The organism is Mesorhizobium sp. CNPSo 4688, from assembly GCF_057784295.1.
The window spans coordinates 18,084-40,763 of record NZ_JBWLUY010000026.1 but is presented as its reverse complement, the minus strand read 5'-3'; the positions used below and the strand labels follow the sequence as shown (position 1 = coordinate 40,763).

The 22,680-nt window shown below is 58.3% G+C and carries 22 protein-coding genes and 3 pseudogenes; 20 read left to right on the top strand and 5 right to left on the bottom strand.

Annotated elements, in window-relative coordinates:
- Positions 1 to 994: 994 nt before the first annotated feature.
- From AC04SH_RS31055 to AC04SH_RS31045, 3 genes are read left to right on the top strand one after another with little or no spacing between them, the layout of a single operon-like run.
- Positions 995 to 1,681 carry a response regulator gene (locus tag AC04SH_RS31055; protein ID WP_488481782.1) on the top strand — a complete coding sequence of 229 codons (687 nt, stop codon included), beginning with the start codon at positions 995 to 997 and terminating at the stop codon, positions 1,679 to 1,681.
- A gap of 31 nt (positions 1,682 to 1,712) precedes the next feature.
- Complete coding sequence (locus tag AC04SH_RS31050) at positions 1,713 to 3,170, top strand: type II and III secretion system protein family protein (protein ID WP_488481791.1); 1,458 nt, start codon at positions 1,713 to 1,715, stop codon at positions 3,168 to 3,170.
- Positions 3,171 to 3,178: 8 nt separating this feature from the next.
- Positions 3,179 to 3,745: a CpaD family pilus assembly lipoprotein gene (locus AC04SH_RS31045; protein WP_488481781.1), complete on the top strand. Its 567-nt coding sequence runs from the start codon at positions 3,179 to 3,181 to the stop codon at positions 3,743 to 3,745.
- A gap of 976 nt (positions 3,746 to 4,721) precedes the next feature.
- Here AC04SH_RS31045 and AC04SH_RS31040 read toward each other — a convergent pair.
- Together AC04SH_RS31040 and AC04SH_RS31035 are read right to left on the bottom strand one after the other, a co-directional pair.
- On the bottom strand, positions 4,722 to 6,599 hold the full coding sequence (locus AC04SH_RS31040; RefSeq protein WP_488481780.1) for an HrpF/NolX family T3SS translocon protein: 1,878 nt from the start codon (positions 6,597 to 6,599) through the stop codon (positions 4,722 to 4,724).
- A 296-nt stretch (positions 6,600 to 6,895) separates the two neighbouring features.
- Positions 6,896 to 7,594 carry a secretin N-terminal domain-containing protein gene (locus AC04SH_RS31035; protein ID WP_488481779.1) on the bottom strand — a complete coding sequence of 233 codons (699 nt, stop codon included), beginning with the start codon at positions 7,592 to 7,594 and terminating at the stop codon, positions 6,896 to 6,898.
- Positions 7,595 to 7,779: 185 nt separating this feature from the next.
- Between AC04SH_RS31035 and AC04SH_RS31030 the strand changes: the two genes are divergently transcribed.
- The 13 genes from AC04SH_RS31030 to AC04SH_RS30970 all read left to right on the top strand — a co-directional run bounded on the left by AC04SH_RS31030 (position 7,780) and on the right by AC04SH_RS30970 (position 17,706).
- On the top strand, positions 7,780 to 8,274 hold the full coding sequence (locus tag AC04SH_RS31030) for a nodulation protein NolB (protein ID WP_488481778.1): 495 nt from the start codon (positions 7,780 to 7,782) through the stop codon (positions 8,272 to 8,274).
- Positions 8,275 to 8,283: 9 nt separating this feature from the next.
- Positions 8,284 to 9,150, top strand: a complete 867-nt coding sequence (sctJ, locus tag AC04SH_RS31025) for a type III secretion system inner membrane ring lipoprotein SctJ (RefSeq protein WP_488481777.1) — start codon at positions 8,284 to 8,286, stop codon at positions 9,148 to 9,150.
- Positions 9,151 to 9,163: 13 nt separating this feature from the next.
- Complete coding sequence (locus tag AC04SH_RS31020) at positions 9,164 to 9,790, top strand: nodulation protein NolU (protein WP_488481776.1); 627 nt, start codon at positions 9,164 to 9,166, stop codon at positions 9,788 to 9,790.
- A 1-nt stretch (position 9,791) separates the two neighbouring features.
- The gene (sctL, locus tag AC04SH_RS31015) at positions 9,792 to 10,415 is read left to right on the top strand and encodes a type III secretion system stator protein SctL (RefSeq protein WP_488481775.1); all 624 of its coding nucleotides are present in this window, start codon (positions 9,792 to 9,794) and stop codon (positions 10,413 to 10,415) included.
- Positions 10,412 to 11,770: a type III secretion system ATPase SctN gene (gene sctN / locus AC04SH_RS31010; RefSeq protein WP_488481774.1), complete on the top strand. Its 1,359-nt coding sequence runs from the start codon at positions 10,412 to 10,414 to the stop codon at positions 11,768 to 11,770. Before sctL ends, sctN begins: the two co-directional genes overlap by 4 nt.
- The gene (locus AC04SH_RS31005; RefSeq protein WP_488481773.1) at positions 11,746 to 12,282 is read left to right on the top strand and encodes a hypothetical protein; all 537 of its coding nucleotides are present in this window, start codon (positions 11,746 to 11,748) and stop codon (positions 12,280 to 12,282) included. Before sctN ends, AC04SH_RS31005 begins: the two co-directional genes overlap by 25 nt.
- Before the next feature lie 15 nt (positions 12,283 to 12,297).
- Positions 12,298 to 13,350, top strand: coding sequence for a type III secretion system cytoplasmic ring protein SctQ (gene sctQ, locus AC04SH_RS31000; protein WP_488481772.1), 1,053 nt, complete (start codon positions 12,298 to 12,300; stop codon positions 13,348 to 13,350).
- On the top strand, positions 13,343 to 14,008 hold the full coding sequence (gene sctR / locus AC04SH_RS30995) for a type III secretion system export apparatus subunit SctR (RefSeq protein WP_488481771.1): 666 nt from the start codon (positions 13,343 to 13,345) through the stop codon (positions 14,006 to 14,008). The genes sctQ and sctR overlap by 8 nt, the downstream gene beginning before the upstream one ends.
- A gap of 29 nt (positions 14,009 to 14,037) precedes the next feature.
- Positions 14,038 to 14,286, top strand: a complete 249-nt coding sequence (locus AC04SH_RS30990; RefSeq protein ID WP_488481770.1) for an EscS/YscS/HrcS family type III secretion system export apparatus protein — start codon at positions 14,038 to 14,040, stop codon at positions 14,284 to 14,286.
- 6 nt (positions 14,287 to 14,292) lie between these two features.
- Positions 14,293 to 15,111, top strand: a complete 819-nt coding sequence (sctT, locus tag AC04SH_RS30985; RefSeq protein WP_488481769.1) for a type III secretion system export apparatus subunit SctT — start codon at positions 14,293 to 14,295, stop codon at positions 15,109 to 15,111.
- Entirely contained in the window at positions 15,108 to 16,145 is a 1,038-nt protein-coding gene (locus AC04SH_RS30980; RefSeq protein ID WP_488481768.1) for an EscU/YscU/HrcU family type III secretion system export apparatus switch protein, read from the top strand. The genes sctT and AC04SH_RS30980 overlap by 4 nt, the downstream gene beginning before the upstream one ends.
- A 708-nt stretch (positions 16,146 to 16,853) precedes the next feature.
- Positions 16,854 to 17,204 (top strand): MbcA/ParS/Xre antitoxin family protein, encoded by a 351-nt coding sequence (locus AC04SH_RS30975; protein WP_488481724.1) that lies wholly within the window; start codon positions 16,854 to 16,856, stop codon positions 17,202 to 17,204.
- A 4-nt stretch (positions 17,205 to 17,208) separates the two neighbouring features.
- Positions 17,209 to 17,706, top strand: a complete 498-nt coding sequence (locus AC04SH_RS30970) for an RES family NAD+ phosphorylase (RefSeq protein ID WP_488481726.1) — start codon at positions 17,209 to 17,211, stop codon at positions 17,704 to 17,706.
- Positions 17,707 to 17,815: 109 nt separating this feature from the next.
- Here AC04SH_RS30970 and AC04SH_RS30965 read toward each other — a convergent pair whose 3' ends face one another.
- Both AC04SH_RS30965 and AC04SH_RS30960 read right to left on the bottom strand, forming a co-directional pair.
- The gene (locus tag AC04SH_RS30965) at positions 17,816 to 18,145 is read right to left on the bottom strand and encodes a hypothetical protein (protein ID WP_488481723.1); all 330 of its coding nucleotides are present in this window, start codon (positions 18,143 to 18,145) and stop codon (positions 17,816 to 17,818) included.
- Positions 18,146 to 18,286: 141 nt separating this feature from the next.
- Positions 18,287 to 18,942, bottom strand: a pseudogene (locus tag AC04SH_RS30960) (IS6 family transposase).
- Positions 18,943 to 19,162: 220 nt separating this feature from the next.
- Between AC04SH_RS30960 and AC04SH_RS30955 the strand changes: the two are divergent.
- From AC04SH_RS30955 to AC04SH_RS30940, 4 genes and pseudogenes are all read left to right on the top strand, one after another.
- Positions 19,163 to 19,546, top strand: a complete 384-nt coding sequence (locus AC04SH_RS30955; protein WP_488481727.1) for a hypothetical protein — start codon at positions 19,163 to 19,165, stop codon at positions 19,544 to 19,546.
- A 472-nt stretch (positions 19,547 to 20,018) separates the two neighbouring features.
- On the top strand, positions 20,019 to 20,381 hold the full coding sequence (locus tag AC04SH_RS30950; protein ID WP_488481722.1) for a hypothetical protein: 363 nt from the start codon (positions 20,019 to 20,021) through the stop codon (positions 20,379 to 20,381).
- A 159-nt stretch (positions 20,382 to 20,540) separates the two neighbouring features.
- Positions 20,541 to 21,932: a radical SAM family RiPP maturation amino acid epimerase gene (locus AC04SH_RS30945; RefSeq protein WP_488481721.1), complete on the top strand. Its 1,392-nt coding sequence runs from the start codon at positions 20,541 to 20,543 to the stop codon at positions 21,930 to 21,932.
- Between the two features lie 26 nt (positions 21,933 to 21,958).
- Positions 21,959 to 22,084 (top strand): annotated as a pseudogene (locus AC04SH_RS30940) (IS6 family transposase); the annotation flags it as partial.
- A gap of 47 nt (positions 22,085 to 22,131) precedes the next feature.
- On the opposite strand, the pseudogene AC04SH_RS30935 reads toward AC04SH_RS30940, so the two are convergent.
- Positions 22,132 to 22,385 (bottom strand): annotated as a pseudogene (locus tag AC04SH_RS30935) (DDE-type integrase/transposase/recombinase); the annotation flags it as partial.
- Between the last annotated feature and the right edge of the window lie 295 nt (positions 22,386 to 22,680).

Below are 22,680 nucleotides of genomic sequence, written 5' to 3'. Positions count from 1 at the left end.
GAGAACGCCGACGATCGGCGAGCGCTCTCAAGCCCGTCGACATTTACCCTGACCTTATGATCCTCCTATGGCGCAAGCCCAGCGCGCGATACACCTCAACAGGCGGCGAGCATGCGCAGGGTCTCCTGCCCCGCGGCGTCACGCTCATCTGAGGGTCGACCCAGGAACGCCTGGCCTATTTCGAACCGGGCTTAGGATAGCACGGCAGCTAGCACACCAGGAATGCATGCCCCATGGAGACGGCCGTGTTTTGCGAGCAGATTGGCAATCGAAGCGTTGGGGATAGGTGATTTGACTGATTGGCTTTCGGCATTAACTCCAATCAGTCGACAAAACGCAGCGGAACCCACATCCGCTCCGGGCATCACGTCGCGACGTTCTGTCGGCATTGGCAAGGGAACCCCAACTGGCCAGCCGATAGGTGAGCATCGATCGTCGGCGAAGCGCTGCGCTCGCTTCAGACACTTGGTCTCACTCACACGCACCGGCTGCGGCACCTATGTCGTGACAGCTTCGTCAAATCACTATGCGCATCTGCACTTGTCGATGGTTTCATCAGCCTGCCGACCGATCGAGGTCATTTCGAATGTCGGTTCATTGAACGGCATAGGGATCACATAACCCATCCACCGCGTGGATGCCTCCGACCAGAACAATCGATTGGTTCTTCAAAGCTAACCCCTTTAGTCATCGAATCATTGGCTTCGGGCAACGCTGGCTGATGAAAGCAGGGCGCTACACGCAGGAGGTTCGATGCGCAGAGAAATCGCAGGCGAGGTTGGCGGCTTTTTGAGCCGGCCGACCGTCGGTTTCGGTCCGCAAATCAGGTCTTCACATGATCTTATCCGCGGCTGCCGGCATGCGGCTTGCATGCTTCAGCAATTACTCATGCGAAAGAGTGGCAACGAATGCGTTGCGCGCGACTTCTGCTGCTACCCCGGGTCCTGACTGACGGTGACGCTCAATTGATTTTCCTGCATTGATGTGAGGTGACATGCGAACGTTGCTCGTTGATCATCATACGGCTTTCGTGCGCGCTGTGCGCGCTGCGCTCGTGAGTAGCGGTTTTGCCGTTGACGTAGCCTGCACTCTGGAACAGGCCTCGAGTGCATTTCATTGCGCGAGCTATGAAATTCTCCTGCTGGAGTTGGGTTTGCCCGATGGCGATGGCTTGGGCTGGCTGAAGCAGCTAAGGAGCGAGGGCCATTCGGTTCCTGCCGTCATTATGAGCGGTCTTGGCGATCCCGAGAAGCGAATCGCCATTTTCAATGGTGGCGCGGACGATTTTCTGCTCAAACCGGTCAGTCCCGAAGAGCTCATCGCCAGAATGAGAGCCATTCAGCGCCGGTCGACATGGATGACCGACCCTATCCTTGTATTTGGTAATCTCAACTTCGACCCGATCAGCCGAGAGATCTGCGTGGCAGGTCGTCCTCTGACGATCGCACGACGCGAACTATGTATTCTTGAGCATCTGCTTAATCGTGCAGGCCGCATTGTGCCGCGCGAGCAGTTGGAAGGCCATCTCTATTCGTTCAACGAAGAAGTATCTACCAACGCGCTCGAAGTCGGAATCTATCGCCTACGTGGACATCTAAAGAGGTCAGGTGCAACGCCACTGATCAAGACCGTGCGGGGCATTGGTTACATTCTTGAATTGCCTGATGCGGCATCCGCATAGTTGGTCATGTGAAAGAAAGAATCTCTTGAAAATGGTTCGAACTCGTCCTCGTGGCACCAAACGGCGGCCAACCCTCATCGACGATTTGAGAGCTACCGGTTGTCCTTACTTGGGCCCTCTCCTGTGCGCACTCATGCTGTTGTCGCCACTTTCTGCCGCGGCTCAAGAAAACGGGGATGACGTGAAGCCGGATGCCGCTTCCAATAGCATCCATGCCACGCTGAACCTTTCCTCTTCGCTCGGCAAGACAATCCATCTGCCCGGCCCAGCCGCTACCATCTTTGTTGCCGACCCTACGATCGCCGACTATCAGGCACCCTCGAACAAGACAGTCTTCGTCTTCGGCAAGAAAACCGGGCGGACCAGCCTGTTCGCCTTGGATGATAAGGGCGAGGCTTTGGCCGAGCTGCATATTGTCGTCACGCAACCGATCGGCGATCTGCGGGCCATGTTAAGGGAGCAGGTCGGCGACTATCCGATCCGCGTCAAGTATACGCCGCGCGGCGCAATCCTTAGTGGTACAGCGCCCGACGCAGCAACCGTCGACACCGCGAAAAGCGTAACTGAGCAATTTCTCGGTGACGGTGCGCAGGTCGTCAACAACATCAAGGTCGCTGGTTCCTTGCAGGTCAATCTGAGTGTGCGCGTTGCCGAGGTCTCCCGTGGCGCCATGAAGCAACTGGGTATTAACCTGTCGGCCTTCGGACAGTTCGGCAACTTCAAAGTTGGTTTGATAAGCGGCGACAGAGGTGCTGCCTCTGGTGCCGCCGGTGGTGGTGGTACAGCGGAAATCGGATACGACGATGGCAATGTCAGCATCGGAGCGGTGCTCGACGCGCTCGCCAAGGAGCACATTGCTTCCGTCTTGGCTGAGCCGAATCTCACTGCGATGTCCGGTCAGACCGCTAGCTTCCTCGCAGGAGGCGAATTCCCTGTCCCTGTCCCTCAGCAAAATGGGCAAGTTTCGATTGAATTCCGTCACTTCGGTGTCAGCCTCGAGTTCTTACCCACAGTTCTCAGCAACGACCAGATCAATATTCGCGTAAAGCCCGAAGTCAGTGAACTCACGTCACAAGGTGCCGTTCAAATCAACGGCATCTCAGTGCCGGCAATTTCCACTCGCCGTGCCGACACGGTCGTCGAACTCGCCAGCGGGCAAAGCTTTGCGATTGGTGGGCTGATCCGGCGTAACGTCAGCAATAGCATCAGTGCTTTCCCAGGGCTCGCCGAAGTGCCGGTCCTTGGCGCGCTGTTCCGTTCGTCCTCGTTTCAAAAGGATGAGTCGGAATTGGTTATTCTGGTTACGCCTTACATCGTAAGACCGGGATCGAGCCCCGACCAGATGAGCGCGCCAACGGGCCGTATGGCTTTGCACTCGGCCAGGGGTGTCACTGTGACAAATTCGTCGGCAACAGCTCCGCGAGGCCGCGCTGCTGTGCGCAGCTCCGCGCCAGATGCCAAGAGCAGTGACGGCTTCATTATCGAATAGCAGGTAGAGTGACGTTGCGGATCAAACTTCTCTTGGTTGCCCTGACAACAAGCCTAAGTGGCTGCGTAAGCGCGCCCATTTATGTAGAGCCATCGACACCGATTCTCATCCGGCAAGAGACCACCGTCCTCATATTGCAAAGCCTTCGCGCTTCAGAACTGCAGCGTCTGCGCGTTTTCCTCGACAGGGCCAGCAGGGGTCGGCGCGATGCGCTTCGTCTTCTTATCAGCGGGTCGCCCCTGCTCAGCGCAGAGGTGGTCCATCAGGCGAAGCTGATGGGTATCGCCGCTTCCAACATCCACTTGCTGGACCAACACGACGGCCGCGCAGCGCGAATAGAGGCGATTGTCTATCAGGCCCGCCCTCCTGTGTGTCCCTCGTTTTCCAGTACGGTGCTCAACGATGAATTCTTCGACCAGACATTTGGCTGTTCGACGCGCCACAATCTCGCGGTAATGATCAACGATCCGCGCGACTTGTTCGACAACAATGCTGTCACACCAAGCAAGGGTGATCGTGCGGCCATCCCGGTTGCCAAATACAGGACATTCACCGTGGACAAAAATGGTGAGTGATTTCGTGTCCTTCTTCTTCGCCCGATAGAGTCGGCACCTGCTCCCAGAAGGCACGATCGCTGATTCTTCGAATTTGCAATGGCTGGCGCAAACTTGTTTAAATGCCCGATCGTCGCCCACTCGAGATCGTTGGACAACCCGGATGGGTACACGCTGCCCCCCCACCTCTCGTCGACGGGCAGCGCTGATCATTTGCTTGGAATGCAGCGGTGACTATCACCGCGACAGGGGCCGACAATTCCCCAAGCACCCATGGCCACGGGACGACGGCAACAGCACTGAGCGGCGATCGTTGTTGGGATCTGAAAAGCTCCGCGCCGCCTTTATCGCCGGCGAACGACTTGGTTCAATGCCGAGGCGCCACCACCGAGGCCGGGCCGTCTCGAGCAAGTCAGCGCGGCTGCGTGGCCGCGAGCCACGCGGCGGCTGTTACGCAACCATGGGCCCCGGGCTATCGGAGGTCCCATCTTCGCGGGCGCCGCACCTATCAGCATGTTCGCCGTCCGCAGCTGATGATGCGCATCGGCGCGGTTTCCTTGCTCTATCCAGCTAGACAAGACGGATAGCATCGTCATCATTGACACCTGGCCAGGGTCGCGACCGATGTTCGGGTTGCGGCCGGGCTGACCGGAGCTAGGTTCCACTTTGTGCGGCAATCCTTTTGAAAATCCACCTCCTATGAGGCCTTGGTGTGGCTCTCTGCTTGGCGCGCAGAATTCCTGCGGGGTTGCCTTTTCGAGCTGTACTCACCTTCTCATCGGCCAACTGCAAAAATAGATCCACCGGATCAAGCTGGACCTGCTCTGGACCGGATCTCGAACTTCCGATTTTCCAGCCGCCGATTAGATCGGCGAGCTGGAGGCAAAGCCTGCGCGGCGCCCGATCGACCGCATGGACAAGGCACGCGCAGGAAAGCGCACGTCAGGCAATGGTGAGACAAAGCCGTTGTGCCGACCCGGTTGGGAACACCACCGGCTTATGCAGGCGCGGAGTTAAGGCGTGCGTGCAGGTTATTCAAATAACCTTCTGCATAGCTTTGAGCCACGGTAATCGGCAGATTGATCCCGGCCGTGGCGGCCTCTTCGAGCGCCTTCTTCACGAGTCCGTTGCGAATTGCCAGCTTGACCTCAGGCCCCGCAATAAGGCCGAGCGCCTGTGCTCCGATAGCGATCCCAGCTTCTTCCAGGGCATGCTTCATATTGCCTCCGGTAATGGCTGTACGGACAAGATTTTCAGCCTGCGCCTCTGCTGAAAGCGCCATCGATGCAACATCGGCTATTTGTCCGAGGCCGGGGACGAAGCTAAGCAAGCCCACCGCCGTTGCAGCCCAGTCAAGAATTTGAGAGTGAATTTTGAGCACTCCGGATACCGCATGCATGAAAGCTCCGCCGTTCTTTTTGGCTGACTTGGTATCAGGCTGGTCCGTCAGGCCCGCCATCATGTCCGAAGTGGCTTCTTGCTCCGCAGCGGTTTCAGGCACATGGGTCTTGGGCTGCTGAACGGCGCGATTGGCAGACGACATACCGTCGCAGAAGTGGGCAAAATCGTTTTTGCTGATGTCTCCGGAATCGACTGTATGCCCGCCGCCGAAGTCGAAGAAACGATGGTGGGTCTTGTAACCTGTGATCGAATTGTTCAGCAGGCTGAACAGCAGAGGATCCGCGAGTAGCTGTGAGGCCGCTTGCTGCACTTTCGGATCCAGGCTCTTGTCCGCAGCCATCTTCGCGAGCTTATCACGAGTCAGGACACCGCTCCCAAAGAAGGCGTCCTGGTTGCTCTTGATCGTTTCGATAGTATCCAGCTCGGTTCGAGTGAGGCTCATCGCTGATGAAGCGACCTGCAGGAAATCTTCTTTATGAACCTTGTCTATCGTACCACCGTACAACTGCTTCCACTCAGATGGGTGGTCGACGAAGTACTGAGCCGCAGCAATGACCTGGGGCGGACATTTGCCGGTTTTGGCTTCGCCTGAAACGATCTGCTTGAAATCAGCCACACTGAGATTCTTCGGCAGGTTTTCGGAGTATCGGTAAAGTTCGCGCATCGCGTCGCTCGCCGTCATGACCGACGGCTGTGTATTTTCAGTGGTGTCGGATGGAATGTAGTTCTTTGTGTAGTTTTGCGCCTGCTGCTCCTGAAACGCCGCAACTTGTGGGTGACCGTTGGAGAATCCGGCCAGATCCTTCGCCTTGATCTTGCCGCCGCAGCGGCCATCGCCCTGCGAGCCGATCGCGTAAAAGAGCTCTGGATCCTGCTGCAAGGCCTCGATCGCCGCTTTCAAGTCCGGTGGCGTGGAGGGATCATTGGCTTTCTCCCCCAACGATTTCCAATCGAGGGGCATTAGGTCCTTGTGACGGTTCAGCACCGCCACGATCTGCAACTCCCGATCGGTCAGCGAGCCTCCGTTCCACGTGATTCTGTCGCTTCTTATAGGCGCGGGCGCCACGGGCTGGGGATCGGTCGCAGTGGCCTGGGGATCAGTCGCAGTGGGCTGGGGCTGCTGATCCATTGCTTCGATTGCTGCCCTCATATGTGGCGGCAGAAGGTCCAGTGGGTGCCGGGACAACTCTTCCAGGGAAGACGCGGCATCCGACAGCGGTTCCGATGAGGGCCGGTACAATCCTTCAGGCAAGTCAATATTCCGCGACAGCGCATCCCGAAGCGCGAAGGGACTATCCTTTGTTTCGAGCAGGTAACTAGACAGCATCCCGTCAAAGGACGGCGCTCTTTGCTGAGTCCTGTCTAATGCAGATGCCGAGCTCGACCAGACCTGTGCGAACTGCGAAGGGTTCAGGCTGTTGTCCAGCGAGAGGTTCGTGCTGCTGTAAACGTTAGTGGCGCTATTGATCGACATTCTTGGCTCCTTAGACGTGACTGCAATCCCCTAAGAGGGCGACAAACGCGTTCATGAACTTTAACAAATCCAAGCATTGGCCGGGATGCCAACTCGCCCCTTGCCCACTTTGATTGCTCCGCTCCTTGATGGCTCGTAGGTTCAACTCTAGCACAACGGCCAGTGATCGTTTGAGATCATGAATCCCACGATGAGCGGTTCAGCTTTCGAGAACCTGACGAATTGGAAAGAAATTCTCAATTAGGATGCGGTTGCTGTTGATGCCTTCTCCGGCCAACTGCGGCGATCCATAGATATCATTTCTGACTCAGCTCAGGCTTCGCGCCATCTTGCTGTGGCACGTCAGAAGAATATGAGGCTTCTGGTTGCCCATCGCGGACGACCATGGTGGAGGAGCCGCGAAACAATATCATCACAGATCCCCTCGTCGGCGCCGGCGCGACGTGAGGATGCGCCTGCGCCTCCGCCACGAGGCCATTGAACGTCTGTTCCACGAGAGCGATGAAGCGCGGCGGACCGGAAACCAAGACGAGGCCATTTCCCGGCGCGGGTCTCACGACATAGCGGTTATCGGAGATGCCAAATTTATCGAGAGCCGCCTTGAACGCTTCGAAGCGAATCGAAGTCAACACAACCATCCGCGTTTGCGCCTCATGGGCGGCAGTTACATAGAGCACAAGCCCATCATAGTACCATTGGAGATCGTACACCTTGGTCAACCGGTCGAGGAACTCGCGCGGTGGCAAATCTGGCATGCGCCCGCGAATCCGCCCCTTCACCTCGGGGCTGATGTTGATCGTGATGTTCAGGTTGTCCCCGAAGTCCTGCAACGCGGCAGAGAGATCCTGATCCAGAACTGTATACCTATAGGGTGTGGAGGGCAGCGACAGAGGGACGGCGAGAGTTGTGTGAATTCCGATGGAGAAAAAAACCCCCAGGCACAGAAGTCTCTTCAAGCTGTGCAGGATCGTGGATCGGATGAGCGTTCTTGACATGTCGTCCTGATAAACCAAAGGCTGAAACTCTCACAAGTCACTAAAGGCCGCTATGTGACTTTTTAAATGATTAACCGTGACCTTTGTCAGCTTGTCGTCAGCTTGCCTCTGTAGGCATCGACACAACAGCGGGTAACAACCGGCTCGGCTCATCCTGCGTGAGAGAGAAAACAATCGGGTATTGCATGATGACGCCTGTCACTTCGATCGCTGCCAGTCTGACGGATTTTCTTCCCCGGGTCGCGTCACAGTCATTGGGCGAACAGGCCCAGTTCGATCGCGCGCTAGCGCAGGCGGCTGCCACGATGAAAAACGATACCGTTTCTGCGCATGCGGGAGCGGCGCCAGTTGTCGCACAGTTGGATGTTCAACGCGCGGCTTCACCGACAAGCCCACTGGGCGACCGTGTGCTCGAGACGATTTCTTCAATGTACCGTGTCAGCGCAGTTACGTCTGCAGCGTTTGACCATCCTGTAGCCCTGCAGAAGGACGCTCTCGCTCAGCCGACACAGAAGCTCCCCGTGGAAAGTGGGGGACCCGGAACGCAGCCAGGACATGATTTCGAATCGATGATTGCTGATCTGCGTGATGTCTATAATGGCGTCACCCAAGTTTCCCTTATAACCAAAGGGGTCAGCGGCATCACCTCATCTGTGAACAAGCTCTTGAAAGAGGGATGAACGGCCCGCATGACTGGCTTGGCCCATGGCGAGATCATGCGTAGTCGCCCGCCCGGTTGGCGATCGCTTCATTTTGTCGTGCTGCCACTTCTCTTCGCCCTGAGTGGGTGCAAGGTCGACCTCTATACGCAATTACAGGAGCGCGAGGCGAATGAGATGGTCGCACTTCTGATTGACAATGGGGTTGATGCGGTCCGAGTTGCCGCTAAAGATGGGACCAGTACGATCCAGGTCGACGAGAAGCTGCTTGCGCGGTCAATCAATCTGCTGAATGCCAAGGGCTTGCCCCGCCAATCTTTCAAGAACCTCGGCGAGATTTTCAGCGGATCAGGCCTGATTGCCTCGCCGACCGAGGAGCGTGCCCGCTACGTCTATGCCCTGAGCGAAGAGTTGTCGCGAACGATCAGCGATATCGATGGCGTCTTCTCGGTACGTGTTCATGTCGTTCTGCCGAACAACGACCTGTTACGATCGGGCGGCACGCCATCCTCGGCCTCGGTTTTCATCCGGCATGACGCGAAAGCAAACATCTCAGCTCTGCTGCCCAAGATAAAGATGCTCGTCGCTGACAGCATCGAAGGCCTGTCCTACGAAAAGGTCGAAGTGGTTTTGGTGCCGGTGGAACCGTCCGTACATGAGCAACAGCCTCTACAGGCGACTGTTTCGGCCCAGGCACCGAGATCCGATCCAGCGCCACTTCTGGCAATCGTGACCGGTGTTGCCGCGGCTGTGTTCGCAGTGGCGTGCTATCTTCTGGCCAGTGTTCTAAGGCGTCGGCGCAGGCAGTCATCGGGCGAAATAGCCAAAGTCGAGGGCCGCCCCGGTGGGTCAGCCGTCGAGGCTATTCGCAAAAAGCTCATCGGCTATAGGGCATAGGTAATATACCCCGATGCCAACAGCGATAGAGACCGCCGAGCGTGATCATGAGATTCAAATGCGTTCCGTACGCCTGAGCGATCTTGTTGCTTCGGCTCATCCAACTCGTCTTGCCGCATGTCTTGATCCGGCGTTGTCGGCTCCGACATTGGTGCAGTTGCAGAAGTGTCCCAGGCTGCAACCAAGACTGGCAGAATTGCTGCTTGACAATCAAATGGGTTCGGACGGAAGCGGCTGGGGGCCGGATCTTCTGCGCGGATACGATCCGCGTCGGGCTGCTCTCCTTGCCGGGAGTATCTGGCATGCCCGTTCGCTGCTGAAGCTCGTTTCAAAGCCTCACCTCACCGCGCTTATTGGACATATCGGCGAGGATGCTCACGCGTTTGGCATCCGACACCTCGCGCATGCGATTGAAACCAGCTTGATTGCTGATCCGGAAAAACTCGCGCAGCAAATTGAGCACGATGGACTTGCCTGCCTTGGTGCTTGGCTCGATGACAGTTCGGCGCTTGAGCGCAAACGCGTGCTTCTGCGGTTGCCCGTCGGGACCGCCACCGAGAACCCTGCGCCCGAACACAGGAATGCTTCGGGCCAGTTGTTTTCCCTTGTCCTGGCCCATCTTGAGACGGAGTTCCGGTGATATGACAGTCGATGTTTCCGCAGCATGCGGCGCGCCGCAGATGCGCCCAGTCGGGCCACTGATACCGGGGCGTGAGCTCGATATCTGGCACAACGCCACAGAAGCACTTGACGCAGCAAAACGGTATCAAGAGCGGGTTCGCAGCCATATACGCGCAGCTTATGAGCGTGAGCGGGCGCGCGGCCATGCTGAGGGCTTGCAAGCAGGCGCGGAGGAAATGACGGGATTGGTTGCGCGGGCAGCCTCCGATGTCGCGCGACGAAGGGCGGCTCTGGAGCAGGAATTGCCACAGCTGGTAATAGAAATCCTAACCGGTCTTCTGGGCGCTTTCGATCCGGGCGAGCTGTTGGTGAAAGCGGTTCGCCACGCGATCGAGCGCAAATATAGCGGTGCGGAAGTTTGCCTTCATGTGTGTCCCACACAAGTCGATTTGCTCGCGCGTGCGTTTGCTGAATGCGACGGGCGGGAGGGTCGGCCGAGGGTTCGCATCGATCCGGATCCGGCCTTGTCGCCGCAACAGTGCGTGCTGTGGAGCGAGTATGGCAACGTCGATCTTGGACTTGATGCACAGTTGCGCGCACTGCGCCTTGGCTTCGGGTTGCAACACGAAGACGGCGAAGCGTGATCACGCCGGTGCCGCAGCATAATAATCTCGCCGGCAGCCGGGTTCACGATCCGGCGATCGCGTCTTTGAGGTCTACAGCAAAGCAAATCGACACGCGTGTTGTACGCGGGCGGGTCACGCGGGCTGTCGGGACACTCGTCCATGCTGTCCTGCCAGACACGCGGATTGGCGAACTCTGTTTGCTGCAGGATACGCGGACTGGCCTGTCGCTCGAAGCCGAGGTGATCGGCTTGTTGGACAACGAGGTGTTGCTCACGCCAATCGGTGACTTGATGGGCCTGTCCAGCCGCGCAGAGGTCATATCGACTGGACGTATGCGTGAAGTACCAGTAGGCCAGGATTTGCTTGGCCGTGTGGTTGATAGCCGTTGCCGCCCGCTTGATGGCAAAGGCGAAATCAAGACCGCCGAAACGCGGCCGCTGCACGGCAGGGCGCCCAATCCGATGACAAGGCGTATTGTCGAGTTGCCGTTCCCGCTCGGGGTCCGTGCACTGGATGGTCTGCTCACATGCGGCGAAGGCCAGCGGATCGGGATTTATGGCGAGCCTGGCTGTGGCAAGTCGACCTTGTTGTCGCAGATCGTAAAAGGCGCTGCCGCCGACGTTATCATTGTGGCGCTCATAGGAGAACGTGGACGTGAGGTTCGCGAATTCATCGAGCGGCATCTTGGGGAGGAGGGTCTGCGCCGCACGGTTGTTGTCGTTGAAACCTCCGACCGCTCCGCTGTGGAGCGGGCGCAATGTGCCCCTATGGCAACCGCACTCGCGGAATACTTTCGCGAACAAGGGCTACGCGTTGCGCTCATGTTGGACTCACTGACGCGCTTCTGCCGCGCCATGCGCGAAATAGGCCTTGCCGCGGGCGAGCCGCCGACCCGGCGAGGCTTTCCGCCTTCCGTTTTTGCCATGTTGCCGGGCCTACTGGAACGTGCCGGCATGGGTGAGCACGGCTCAATCACGGCCTTCTATACCGTACTTGTCGAAGGTGATGGCACAGGCGATCCCATCGCGGAGGAATCGCGCGGCATTCTCGACGGCCATGTCGTGCTGTCACGCGCTATCGCGGCGCGATCGCATTTTCCCGCTATTGATGTACTGCAGAGCCGCAGCCGCGTGATGGACGCGGTCGTGTCCGGGGCGCATCGCAAGGCTGCATCCGTCTTCCGTGATCTCCTCTCGCGCTATGCCGAGACGGAGTTTTTGATCAACGTCGGCGAATATAAGCAAGGCGGCGATCCGCTAACGGACAGGGCTGTCGCCTCGATTGGCGAACTGAGGGAGTTTTTGCAGCAGAGCGAAGGCGAGGCGTCGGATTTTGAGGAAACGGTGGCATGGATGTCGCGTCTGACCGCGTGAAATGTATTCACGCTTCGAGGTTACGGCTTCTGAAGGATATGCAAGAGCGTAGTGCCCTTAGGGAGCTGTCCGAGAAGGAAGCCGAGTGCCGTATGGCCGCCCTAGCCGTACAGGATGCCTCCCACGGGCTCGCAATCGCACAGCAGCATTGCGCAAGGGCCGAAGCGGAGCACTACCAGGAGCTGATGTCGCTCGACACCTTGTCGAGCGCAGCACTCGACCATCACCACCTTCACATTGAGCGCCTTGCGACTGTGGTCAACACCAGACGCCAGACGCTTGATGATGCGCGCACCATCCAAGCAAAGGCCGAGACAGCGGCGTCCGAGACGAGGGCCTTATGGGTCAGACGTTCGGCGGCAAGGCGCAAGTGGCAACAAATCGAGGATGACGTCCGGCGCGCCGTTGATATTCATTCGGAGGCCGCAGGCGAAATAGAGGCTGATGATGAGATGTCACTTCGATACGGGAGGGATTCGCTGGCCCGAATGTCGGACAACGAAATCCGATAGATTGAGCTAGCCCCAGTGGTCACACCTACTATTTTTGAACCGGCGCTAACGCTGTCCCACGAGGTTGTCTCGTGGGTCAATGATATAGCGGCCACCCGTAAGCCCTTTCAGAGCCGCATCAGCGATCAGCCGCTGTCGGTTCGCATGGATGGGATTGTCTGGCGGCAGGAACCAGCCTCCGCCATTCCCATGCTTGACTGCGTGTGGCGCGTGGGAGCTGAAACGATCGTCTTGTCGTTGTCGCGACGGCTTGTAGAGGCGCTCGTCACGACTGTGCAGAGCGGCCTTGCTTTCCCTTCGGAGCCTACTGCTTCGCTCATTGTCGAATTTGCACTCGAGCCACTGGTCGCCCGACTGGAGGAGCAGACGCAAGCAAACGTGCAGCTGTTGCATGTTCGCGAAGCGATGACAGTGGCTCCTTATCTAGGACTTGATATCACCTTCGGGCCGGTCAATGGCAAGGGCCACCTGTTCTTGTTCTCGCCTCTAGATGGGTTGGTGCCGTCTGTGTTCCGCACGTTCGGCAAATTGGTTGGCCTATTATCGAGACAGCCACGCGAGCTACCCCCAGAGCTGCCGGTCATGGTTGCAGGGCGGATCGGCACGCTTTGCATTCCGGCCGCGCTTCTTCGCAAGGCAAGCGTCGGTGATGCTCTGTTGCCAGACGTGTCGCCGTTCGGCCACGGCCAGATTGCTCTATCCGTGGGCCGGTTATTGGCCGGGGCAGATATTGAGGGCGACCACCTGATCCTGCGGGGGCCCTTTTTCCCCCAGTCTTGGCCCTTGGAGAATACGCATATGACGACACAATTCGAATTGCAGCAGGAACCGTCGGAAGCTGATCTGGACGATGTCGAGCTCGTGCTTGTCTTCGAATGCGGCCGCTGGCCGATGCCTCTTGGCGAATTGCGGAGCGCCGGCGAAGGGCATATTTTCGAACTTGGTCGACCGATCGAGGGTCCAGTCGACATACTTGCCAATGGTCGGCGTATCGGGCGTGGCGATATCGTGCGGATCGGAGATCAGCTCGGCGTCAGGCTCCGTGGCAGGTTGGCATCCCATGACTGAGGTCCAGCCGGCAATTCTATCGCTTCTTGCGGTGACGGCGGGCCTTGGCCTGCTGGTTTTGGTAGTCGTAACAACCACGGCGTTTGTAAAGGTCTCGGTTGTTCTGTTTCTCGTCCGCAATGCGCTCGGTACTCAGACGATACCGCCGAACATAGTGTTGTATGCTGCGGCATTGATCCTCACCATTTTCGTCAGCGCGCCTGTTATTGAACAGACTTATGACCGGATGACCGATCCGAAGCTCCGCTATCAAACGTTGGATGACTGGGTAAGCGCCGCAAAAACGGGGAGCGAGCCCATGCACGAATATCTCAAGAAGTTCACAAATGATGAGCAGCGCCGTTTTTTCCTCTCCTCGACCGAGAAGCTCTGGCCCGAGGAAATGCGTGCCAAAACCACATCTGATGACTTTGCCATTCTCATACCATCGTTTCTAATATCAGAACTCAAGCGTGCGTTTGAAATAGGCTTCCTCCTTTATCTTCCTTTTATCGTCATCGATCTTGTCGTAACGACGATTTTGATGGCGATGGGCATGTCGATGGTATCGCCGACAGTCATATCTGTCCCGTTCAAACTCTTCTTGTTTGTTGCCATTGATGGTTGGTCGAGATTGATGCACGGACTTGTGTTGAGTTACGCCACACCGGGAGGTTGATTATCACTCAATCCAGTATTGTCACTTTTATGAGCCAGTCCCTGGTGGTTTTCATGATCTGGATTCTGCCACCGCTCATTGCATCCGTGATTGTTGGCCTCGTCATTGGCATCATCCAGGCGGCAACGCAGATCCAGGACGAGAGCTTGCCGCTCACCGTGAAGCTTTTGGTCGTGATCGCGGTGATTAGCCTGTCTGCCCCTGTGCTAAGCGCCCCGCTCATTGGGCTGGCCGACCAGATCTTTACCGACTTTCCCACAATGACACCTGGCTACTAGCCCCAGATGTATCCGTCATCGGCAGAGATTCAAGTCCTGATCCATGCGGCGATCGAACTTGTCGTTGCAGGCGGCCTCGGTACGGCCCGCACGATAAGCATTATGATGGTTCTTCCGTTGTTTGCACGGGCTCAGATCGGCGGACTGGTCCGCAGCTGCCTGGCTGTTTCCTTCGCACTACCATGCATCGTACACGTCAGTGACGGGCTGCAGGCACTCGATCCTGAAACACGCATGATCCAGGTGGCTCTGCTCGGATTGAAGGAGGTATTTGTCGGCCTGCTGCTTGGCACTTTTCTCGGCATCCCGTTATGGAGCCTTCAGGCGGCCGGCGAGTTTATCGACAACCAGCGTGGCATTACCAGCCCGTCCGCTCCGTCGGACCCGGCGACGAACAGCCAAGCTTCCGCCATGGGTGTTTTCCTCGGAATCACTGCAATTACCATCTTCGTCGCATCAGGAGGCCTGGAGGCCGTGATCAGCGCGCTTTACGGCAGCTTCCAGATCTGGCCCGTGGATCGGTTCCATCCCACAATGAGCGCGCAAGGAGCAATGCAGGTACTAAGTCTCCTCGACCACATCATGCGCACGACATTGTTGGTCTCCGGGCCTGTGGTGTCCTTTCTGCTGCTTGTTGACATATCAATGATGATACTGCGGCGTTTTGCGCCGCAGTTCAAGTCGAGCCAACTATCCCCAATGATCAAGAATATCGGTTTTCCGATCATCATGGTTACGTATACCGCCTTTCTCATCGAGGGGATGAAACTGGAGATTACACAAGCGAATGGCACGCTTGAGTGGTTCGCCGGGCTGCTAAAATGAGCGATGAGAGTGAAGAGAAGACATACCCCGCCACCCCGAAGAAGCTGAGCGAAGCGCGAAAAAAGGGGCAGATTCCACGTAGCGCCGATTTTGCCCGCGCGGCCGCCACTTGCGTTGGGTTCGGCTACATCTGGCTAAGGGGGCATGTCATCCAAGACAAATGTCAGGAAGCGCTACTGTTAGCCGACAATCTGCAGAATCTGCCTTTCGATCTCGCGGTGGGGCAAGCATTGGTCCTGCTGGCAGAACTTATACTGAATACTGTAGGGCCGCTGCTTGGAAGCCTGGTCGCCGCCGTAATTCTGGCAGGATTGGTAGCCAATGGTGGCTTTGTCTTCTCACTAGAGTCTATGACGTTCAACTTCGACAAGATTAACCCGTTTCAAGGGCTGAAGCGCATGGCGTCTGCGCGCTCTGCAGTGGAGGTTGGCAAGACATTTTTCAAATTCGTGGTTCTCAGCGCAATCTTCCTCCTCTTCCTTCTCGGCACGTGGAAGACGATGGTCTATTTGCCGGTCTGTGGCATGGGCTGCGTCGGCCTCGTGTTTACACAGGCGAAGCTGCTGAGCGAGATTGGCGCCGGCGCACTTCTTATCGGCGGACTCATCGATCTTCTGGTCCAGCGTGCGTTGTTTATGCGCGAAATGCGCATGACCAAGACCGAGGTGATGCGCGAGGTGAAGGAACAACAAGGCGCGCCCGAGTTGAAGAGTGAGCGGCGTCGCGTCCGCGACGAGTCTGCTGGCGAACCTCCGCTTGGGGTGCGCCGGGCCAACTTGGTCTTCAAAGGGAGTGGAATATTGGTCGGTCTGCGTTACGTTCGCGACGAGATCGGGATACCGATCTTGGTTTGCCGCGCAGAGGGCGATGCTGCTTCAGACATGTTAAATGAGGCGCGGTCACTACGTGTCCACATTGTCGATGATCATGTGCTTGCCCATCAGCTCATCAGCACAATGAACCTCAGCGACGCCGTCCCTAAACAATTCTTCGCGCCTGTCGCAAAAACACTTATCGCCGCCGGCCTAGTATAGGTTTGGTTCATCACTCGACCGCCGTCAGCTGTAGTTGATTTAAATTACCGTCGACGAGGCTCAAGCGGAGCGCAAGCGTGCGGGACGGCAGGACGCCGTCATCCACTCGAGCAAGCGCCGGGACCAGCCCACAAAGTTCGGGATCGACGCCATCGACCGGGCCGCTCGTGGCGAGGATGGCCGCCCCGAATCGAAGCGATCCCACGCCTCGTCAATTTCCTCATAGCACGCGCGAAGGATTGCCTTGAGGTCATCGCCACCGAGACGAGCCCGGGGATCAGCACTACGGTTCGGCCAGACCCGCCAGAGGAAGTCGATCCGCCACGGCAGCCGGGACGGATGCCGGCGCTTCGTCCAGTCGATCATCGCCCTTCGACCAGGGCTGGTTCGTCTGTCCTGCGACCTGGCGATCTCCTCGTCTTCATCTCGAAGACCCCCCCGGCACGCGGAGCGGACGAGCCGGTGCAACTGCGGGCGAGCATCCCTGCCCGGCCGGCCAAGCGGGGCTAACAGCCCTGCGCGGACGCCGCGGCCGGGTTCGCGAGAGGCGCGGTTGAGCTTCAGCGCCACCGGGTCGGCAGATCGGCGAACCAGATTTTCTCCCTCCCTCCCTCCCTCCCTCCAAGCTCACTATTTCCATTGAATGCCGCACCGACCGACGCTATATTGCGTCACAGAAATTGGCATCGACAACCGCAGGAGATCGCTATGGGTCTCGTCCAGTATTCCGACAACGGCCTCTTCACGCCGCGCAAAATCGCGGAAGCATTCCGCACGACCAGCGAGGAAGTCGCCCGAACCGCAGGGCTTGGCAAGGACGCGGTCCAGCGCAAGGATCGCATCCGGTCGGACAAGACCCAGCGCCGGCTGCGCGAGATGGTTGAGGTGATCAACAAGGTCGAGCCGCGTTTCGGTTCGCAGTTAATGGCTTATGCCTGGTATCGCTCCGAGCCACTGCCTGGCTTCTCGGGTCAGACGGCCATGCAACTCGTGCGCAGCGGCCGCGCCGACGATGTGCTGGACTATGTCGACGCGGTCGACGCCGGCGTGCACGCCTGAAACGGTGCTGTATCGTGGAAAGCTCTATCGGGCGCTGAATCCGATCTATGCGCGCGAGCCGCTGTCGGGGCGGGGCGCGGAACTCTACGGTGGACGATTCAATCCGAAGGGCCTGCCCGCGCTCTATGCGTCGCTGTCGGTGATGACGGCCCTACGCGAAGCCAACCAGGTCGGCAATCTCCAGCCGACGACGCTCGTCTCCTACGACGCTGAGATCAATGGTGTGTTCGATTGTCGGGATGATCTCGCGCTCGAGGCAGAGGGTATGGATGCTGCCGCACTCGCCGACAAAACATGGCGCGACCAGATGAAGGCGAGCGGGGAACCACGAACGCAGGCCTTCGCCCGACGGCTGATCGCCGGCGGCTATCATGGCTTGCTGGTAAGGAGCTTCGCCTCCGGTGCCGCCGCCGACGATCTTAACCTGGTGCTTTGGAAATGGGGCGATGCAGCCCCGGCCCGCGTGATCCTGATCGACGACGAGAACCGCCTGTCGAGATAGAAAGCCTATGCTGCTTTCCGATCAGCCGCACCGCCACTTCCGTTGTCGGCGTCGTCCTTGTCGCTGGCGAGATCAGCCTCGACCTCGGCCAGTTGCTCGCGCTTCAGCGTCAATTCGGCTTCGAAGGTGAAGGCTTCGCCAACCCGCGGCCTGTACGAGGCGAGGCGCTTTTGCGCACCGGCGAGCCGTCGGCGATAGCTCTCCCGCTCGCTTTCGAAATTGTCGAGGGTTGCTCAAGTCGGGCGATGGCGCCGATCGGGGTCGTGGTGATGGGCAGCTCGACCTCATGCTCGGCGCCGGTGCGCAGCAGCATGGTGGCGTAGTGGAAGCCGTCCTTCCCGAAACGCTCACCGGAGAATTTTAGATCGAAGCCGCCGATCGCCGCGACGATCGCCTCGCCATCATGCTGGAGCTGCACGAGGGTCAGGATTTCCTTCATCAGCGCGGCCAGCGAGCTTGCGCTCGTCGAACGCCTCGCCGACTACGGTCATGGCGAAAGCATCGCCCCTCGTAGGCATCAGGCGCTCGGACGATGTCACGTTGTCTGATAACGGCCGCGATGATGCCAATGCCGTCAACCTCAGATGCCGGTGGTCACGGCATTCCATTCCGCCATGGCAAGCAGACGATGAATATGTGTGGCGAGAGCGCAGCGCTTTGAGCGGGGTGGGACGAAGAGATTGCGGATGGTGGGGAAGATCGAGACGAAGCGTTGCACGTTTTCGCAGCGGCACGTGGGAGTTTTCCGCCCGGTTGTTAAGCCCCTTGTGCGACCGGTGTTGAAGAAGCAGGGCGTCGCGCCGAAGCGCATGATCACCGACAAGCTGCGTTCCTACGGAGCAGCCAGGCGTCAGGTGATCAGCCGGATCAGCAATCGCTTGGCAGCCTTGGTGTTGCGGCGGTTCTGGGCGATCTCGTCGAGCACATATCCATCTTGATCGACGGCCCGCCACAGCCAATGTTTCCTGCCGGCGATGCTGATGACGACTTCATCCAGATGCCAGATATCGCTCCGGCTTGGCTGCTTGCGGCGCAAGCGGCGAGCATAATCAGGTCCGAATTTGATGCCCCAGTGAGCGGACGATGCAGGGCTTCCGATCCACCGGGAAGCCTTTGGCGGATCGTCTCATAAGAAACCACGATCCCCCGCTCCAGCAGCATTTCCTCGACCAAGCGAAGGCTCAGGGGGAACCGATAGTAGAGCCAGACCGCCAGTGCCGCCCTTTGGGATCGCAGCGGAGATGATCATGGGGGCATGCTTCCGCGTAAGCTCCTTGTGTTTATGTTACCATGGAAACAAGTCATCATGGACAGATGAAACAAAATCACGGGCCGTGGCGGGATCCCTCCCGCCAATTGTCGAGATCGCGCCCAATCCGCCGATCGCCGTCGATGAGAGTGACCGAATAGCCCCGATGGTCGAAACATGGTGACATTTTCGACGGGGAAGACTGGTTTGGCAACCCAGGCGCGCATCGATAGAGGCTCGCTCAAGGGGCAGTTTTTGCGCGGCTGCTGTCTTCAGGAAGGAAGGGGTCCGGTGGCCCCTCGACTGCGCATTTCCGACAAGCTTTCCGGCTGCCCATCGTCCAACGCGCGCATTCGCGCTGGCATGAATACGCCCGTCCCTCGAGCCGAGCTTGATGACCTGCGCCACGAGCAAAGCGTGTCACGACTCGTATTGAAATCGTTGGCCAGCCATGCTGGCGTTGCGTTGCCCTCACGGATCATCTGGCCCCACCGCGGCGATATCACGGGCCATGTCGCGCGCACCCTCGTGGATGGAGCGCAGGACCGCCTAGCCGCCTTGATGCACGACGATGAGTTTTTGGCGGCCTGAAGCGGCGATGTGGTTCCCCTTGCGGTGCTTTTTCGCAAGCCTCACGGGCGCCGGCGATAATCCGTTGTGATGGAAGGCGGGGTTTGCGGAGAGGTCAGCGGGTTCGTTTGCGGGGCGTCCGGCGCCCCGTCGGCTATGTTACGAGTTGGGGATGCGATCGAGAACGATGCGCAGGATGCCTTGATCGGGGCAGGATGTCGACAGGTGCAGGCGGATCTTGCGTCTTGATCTCGCCCCCCAATCACGGCGGGCTAGGTTTGGGGCGAGCTCCTCACCCGCATCCGCGCGGAGCGGGCCAATTGTCAATTCGCAACCCGAAAGGTCGGCAAGTTGACAATGCGTACTGTCAGACAACGCGTAAAGCCAAGATTTTGAGGTTGGTACGGCGCTTGCGTTCACGGAACCATCATCCGATCGCTTGTAAGAGCGAGATAGATAGTTAGGCAACATCGAGCAAAGGCACGAATTCGTCATGCGGAAAACTGACTTAGAGCGATTCGTCAACGATTTAGGAAAAAAAGGCAGTCCGCTTGAAAATCTCAAACGACGCGCTGGAGGGCTTGCATCGATCGTAGCGATTGGAAAGAGCCTCAACTACAACATCACGCTTGACGAGGTTAAAAGTTACATCCGATCGAACAGCCGGCACAAGTCCAGTACGAAGAAGCTCAGCGCGATCGCAGGCCGCAAGTGTGGTTCGAGCGTTCCGGCCTTGACCAGCTTTGTACAGACCACTGCGTTGGCTAATTCCACTAGCCCTGCGCAAATCGACGGAAGAGCTAGAGTCGCTGCGGTCGTATTAGTTGTCGTAATTGCTGTTTTGGTCGCAACCTAACCGCATTGGCTCGGTCGAGCCGGCCTAAAGTAACATCAAAGCAACCCGCGTCGAGGGATCATGCCATCAGGCGTACAAGAGGCCACTTCAAGGGTTGACTCGAAGCCTCGCGAAGACTGGCAACAAATCTTTGCCCAGCGAACGCTGGAGGACCGCCGAATGTTGCCACACGTCAAGCGCTTCATGGAGCGGCTTGCCGGCGACAGGAAGTTCCGCACGGCCCTTTCGGAGAACATCGACGCCCCTCGATCGGTAACAGAGCGCTACGGCATCGAAGTTGACCCAATGGAGATGCTGCCGCTCTGGTGCGGGGACTACGTCGAGCACCGCTTCGAGCCGGAGGCCGCCACGTGGCCGCTGGTTATGATGTGGGACGAGTACATGGGCGAGATGTTGCGCCATCGCTACCTCCTGCGCGCCGAGGGCGAAATGTTGACAGTCAACCCTCGCTTCCATGCTTGGCGCGAGCGCCAAATCCGGCGCTGCAACGACGAACTGGGCGAATTGGCGCCGTCGATCACGCACCCCATCATCGCTTTCGAGCTGAGTGAAGGCTGTTCCGTCGGTTGCTGGTTCTGCGGCTTGTCGGCCGACCGCTTAAAGGGGTATTATGAGTATAGCAAGGAGCATGCCGAGGTTTGGCGCGGTGTGGTCGGTGTCGCGAGCGAGATGTTCGGTTCGGCAGCCCGCACTGGTTTCTGCTACTGGGCCACAGATCCGATCGATAACCCGGACTACGACCGCTTTCTGTTCGACTACTATCAAATCACGGGCGCATTGCCACAAACGACGACGGCCGCCCCGCTTAAGGATCAGGCGCTCACTAGGCGCGTGCTTGAACTGTTCAAACGTTACGGTAGCGTGACGAATCGTTTCTCAGTGCTGAGCACGGACCATCTTAATCAGATTCACGCGGCGTTTTCGCCCGAGGACCTGATGGGGGTTGAACTCGTCCTGCAGGGCAAAGAGGGGCCGACCACAAAGGCTTTTGCCGGGCGCGCACGCAAGCGGCAGGAGAAACTCCAGGCAGCCAACAAAGATGATTCACTCGCCTTGTCGGAGGACTATCCCACTACGATAGCCTGTGTTTCCGGCTTCCTCGTAAATATGCGGCAAGGACGTATACAACTGGTAACGCCGGTACCGGGTAGTGAACGCTGGCCTCTCGGGTACCGTATCGTGGACGAACGTTTCTTCAGCACGCCCGACGAGTTCCGGGATGGGCTGCAGTGCATCATCGACGAGCATATGTTCGAAAGCCCACCTCCCAACCTGCCGATCCGCTTCCGCGGAGATCTGCAATACGAGGCAGGGAACCGGTACTTCCATCTCCGCTCACGCAACATGGAACACCGGGTTCTCGACCAGGTCGCTCCGATTTCCGTTGGCGATCTGATCGCGTGCGGCAACTGCACAGCCTCCGAGCTTATTATGCGGGTCGGAACGGACGGAGCGAGCGCCCTTGCAGTCGCCGATCTGCTGGACCAGTTGTACGCGGCGGGGGTGATCGAAGAGGACCTCGACGGGCCTTATCAACTTAACTCGCTGTGAGCGATTTGTGGCATAAGCGCGCTGGCATGAATACGCCCGTCATCAGCTACAAGCGCCACCGTTTCCCGTCCCAGATCCTCGCTCATGCGGTCTGGCTCTACTATCGGTTCCCCCTGAGCCTGCGCTTGGTCGAAGAAATGCTGCTGGGGCGATGTCACGTTGTCTGATAACGGCCGCTATGATGCTAATGCCGTCGACCTCAGACGCCGGCGGTCGCGGCAGTCCATTCCGCCATGGCAAGCAGACGATGAATATGTGTGGCGAGAGCGCAGCGCTTTGAGCGGGTGGGACGAAGAGATTGCGGATCGTGGAGAAGATCGAGACGAAGCGTTGAAGGCTTCCCGGTGATCGGAAGCCCTGAATCGTCCGCTCACGTTTTCGCAGCGGCACGTGGGAGTTTTCCGCCCGGTTGTTAAGCCCCTTGTGCGACCGGTGCTCGACGGGGCGAATTTCCGCCGCGCTTCGCCTTGACCCCAAGATGTCTGGTTTGCGACATCGAAGGTTCAGGCATGGCCGCCGCTCGAACCCATGCTTCGCGCACCAAATCCTGACGTCAAGTAGCGCCGGCCCCGTCCCGTCAAAGACCTTGGATAACGCTGCATACGAACGGCATAGATGGCACGACCAGCACTGGAACGTCCTTACCATCGAGCCAGGCATCCTCGAGCGGCATGCCGATGATGGGATGAGAATGTTCGGCATGCTGATCATGGTCGGCGTGATGCCGCGGCCCGAGTTTCAGGCTGAT

Bases quoted from the DNA above. Each gene is read 5' to 3' on its own strand.
- AC04SH_RS31005 (WP_488481773.1), top strand. From the start codon at position 11,746: ATGGATGTCGCGTCTGACCGCGTGAAATGTATTCACGCTTCGAGGTTA.
- AC04SH_RS31030 (WP_488481778.1), top strand. From the start codon at position 7,780: ATGATGACGCCTGTCACTTCGATCGCTGCCAGTCTGACGGATTTTCTT.
- AC04SH_RS31020 (WP_488481776.1), top strand. From the start codon at position 9,164: ATGCCAACAGCGATAGAGACCGCCGAGCGTGATCATGAGATTCAAATG.
- AC04SH_RS31055 (WP_488481782.1), top strand. From the start codon at position 995: ATGCGAACGTTGCTCGTTGATCATCATACGGCTTTCGTGCGCGCTGTG.
- sctT (WP_488481769.1), top strand. From the start codon at position 14,293: ATGTATCCGTCATCGGCAGAGATTCAAGTCCTGATCCATGCGGCGATC.
- sctL (WP_488481775.1), top strand. From the start codon at position 9,792: ATGACAGTCGATGTTTCCGCAGCATGCGGCGCGCCGCAGATGCGCCCA.
- sctR (WP_488481771.1), top strand. From the start codon at position 13,343: ATGACTGAGGTCCAGCCGGCAATTCTATCGCTTCTTGCGGTGACGGCG.
- AC04SH_RS30975 (WP_488481724.1), top strand. From the start codon at position 16,854: ATGGGTCTCGTCCAGTATTCCGACAACGGCCTCTTCACGCCGCGCAAA.
- AC04SH_RS30965 (WP_488481723.1), bottom strand. From the start codon at position 18,145: ATGAAGGAAATCCTGACCCTCGTGCAGCTCCAGCATGATGGCGAGGCG.
- sctJ (WP_488481777.1), top strand. From the start codon at position 8,284: ATGACTGGCTTGGCCCATGGCGAGATCATGCGTAGTCGCCCGCCCGGT.
- AC04SH_RS30990 (WP_488481770.1), top strand. From the start codon at position 14,038: ATGAGCCAGTCCCTGGTGGTTTTCATGATCTGGATTCTGCCACCGCTC.
- AC04SH_RS30950 (WP_488481722.1), top strand. From the start codon at position 20,019: ATGCGGAAAACTGACTTAGAGCGATTCGTCAACGATTTAGGAAAAAAA.
- AC04SH_RS31050 (WP_488481791.1), top strand. From the start codon at position 1,713: ATGGTTCGAACTCGTCCTCGTGGCACCAAACGGCGGCCAACCCTCATC.
- AC04SH_RS30980 (WP_488481768.1), top strand. From the start codon at position 15,108: ATGAGCGATGAGAGTGAAGAGAAGACATACCCCGCCACCCCGAAGAAG.
- AC04SH_RS31040 (WP_488481780.1), bottom strand. From the start codon at position 6,599: ATGTCGATCAATAGCGCCACTAACGTTTACAGCAGCACGAACCTCTCG.
- AC04SH_RS30945 (WP_488481721.1), top strand. From the start codon at position 20,541: ATGTTGCCACACGTCAAGCGCTTCATGGAGCGGCTTGCCGGCGACAGG.
- AC04SH_RS31035 (WP_488481779.1), bottom strand. From the start codon at position 7,594: ATGTCAAGAACGCTCATCCGATCCACGATCCTGCACAGCTTGAAGAGA.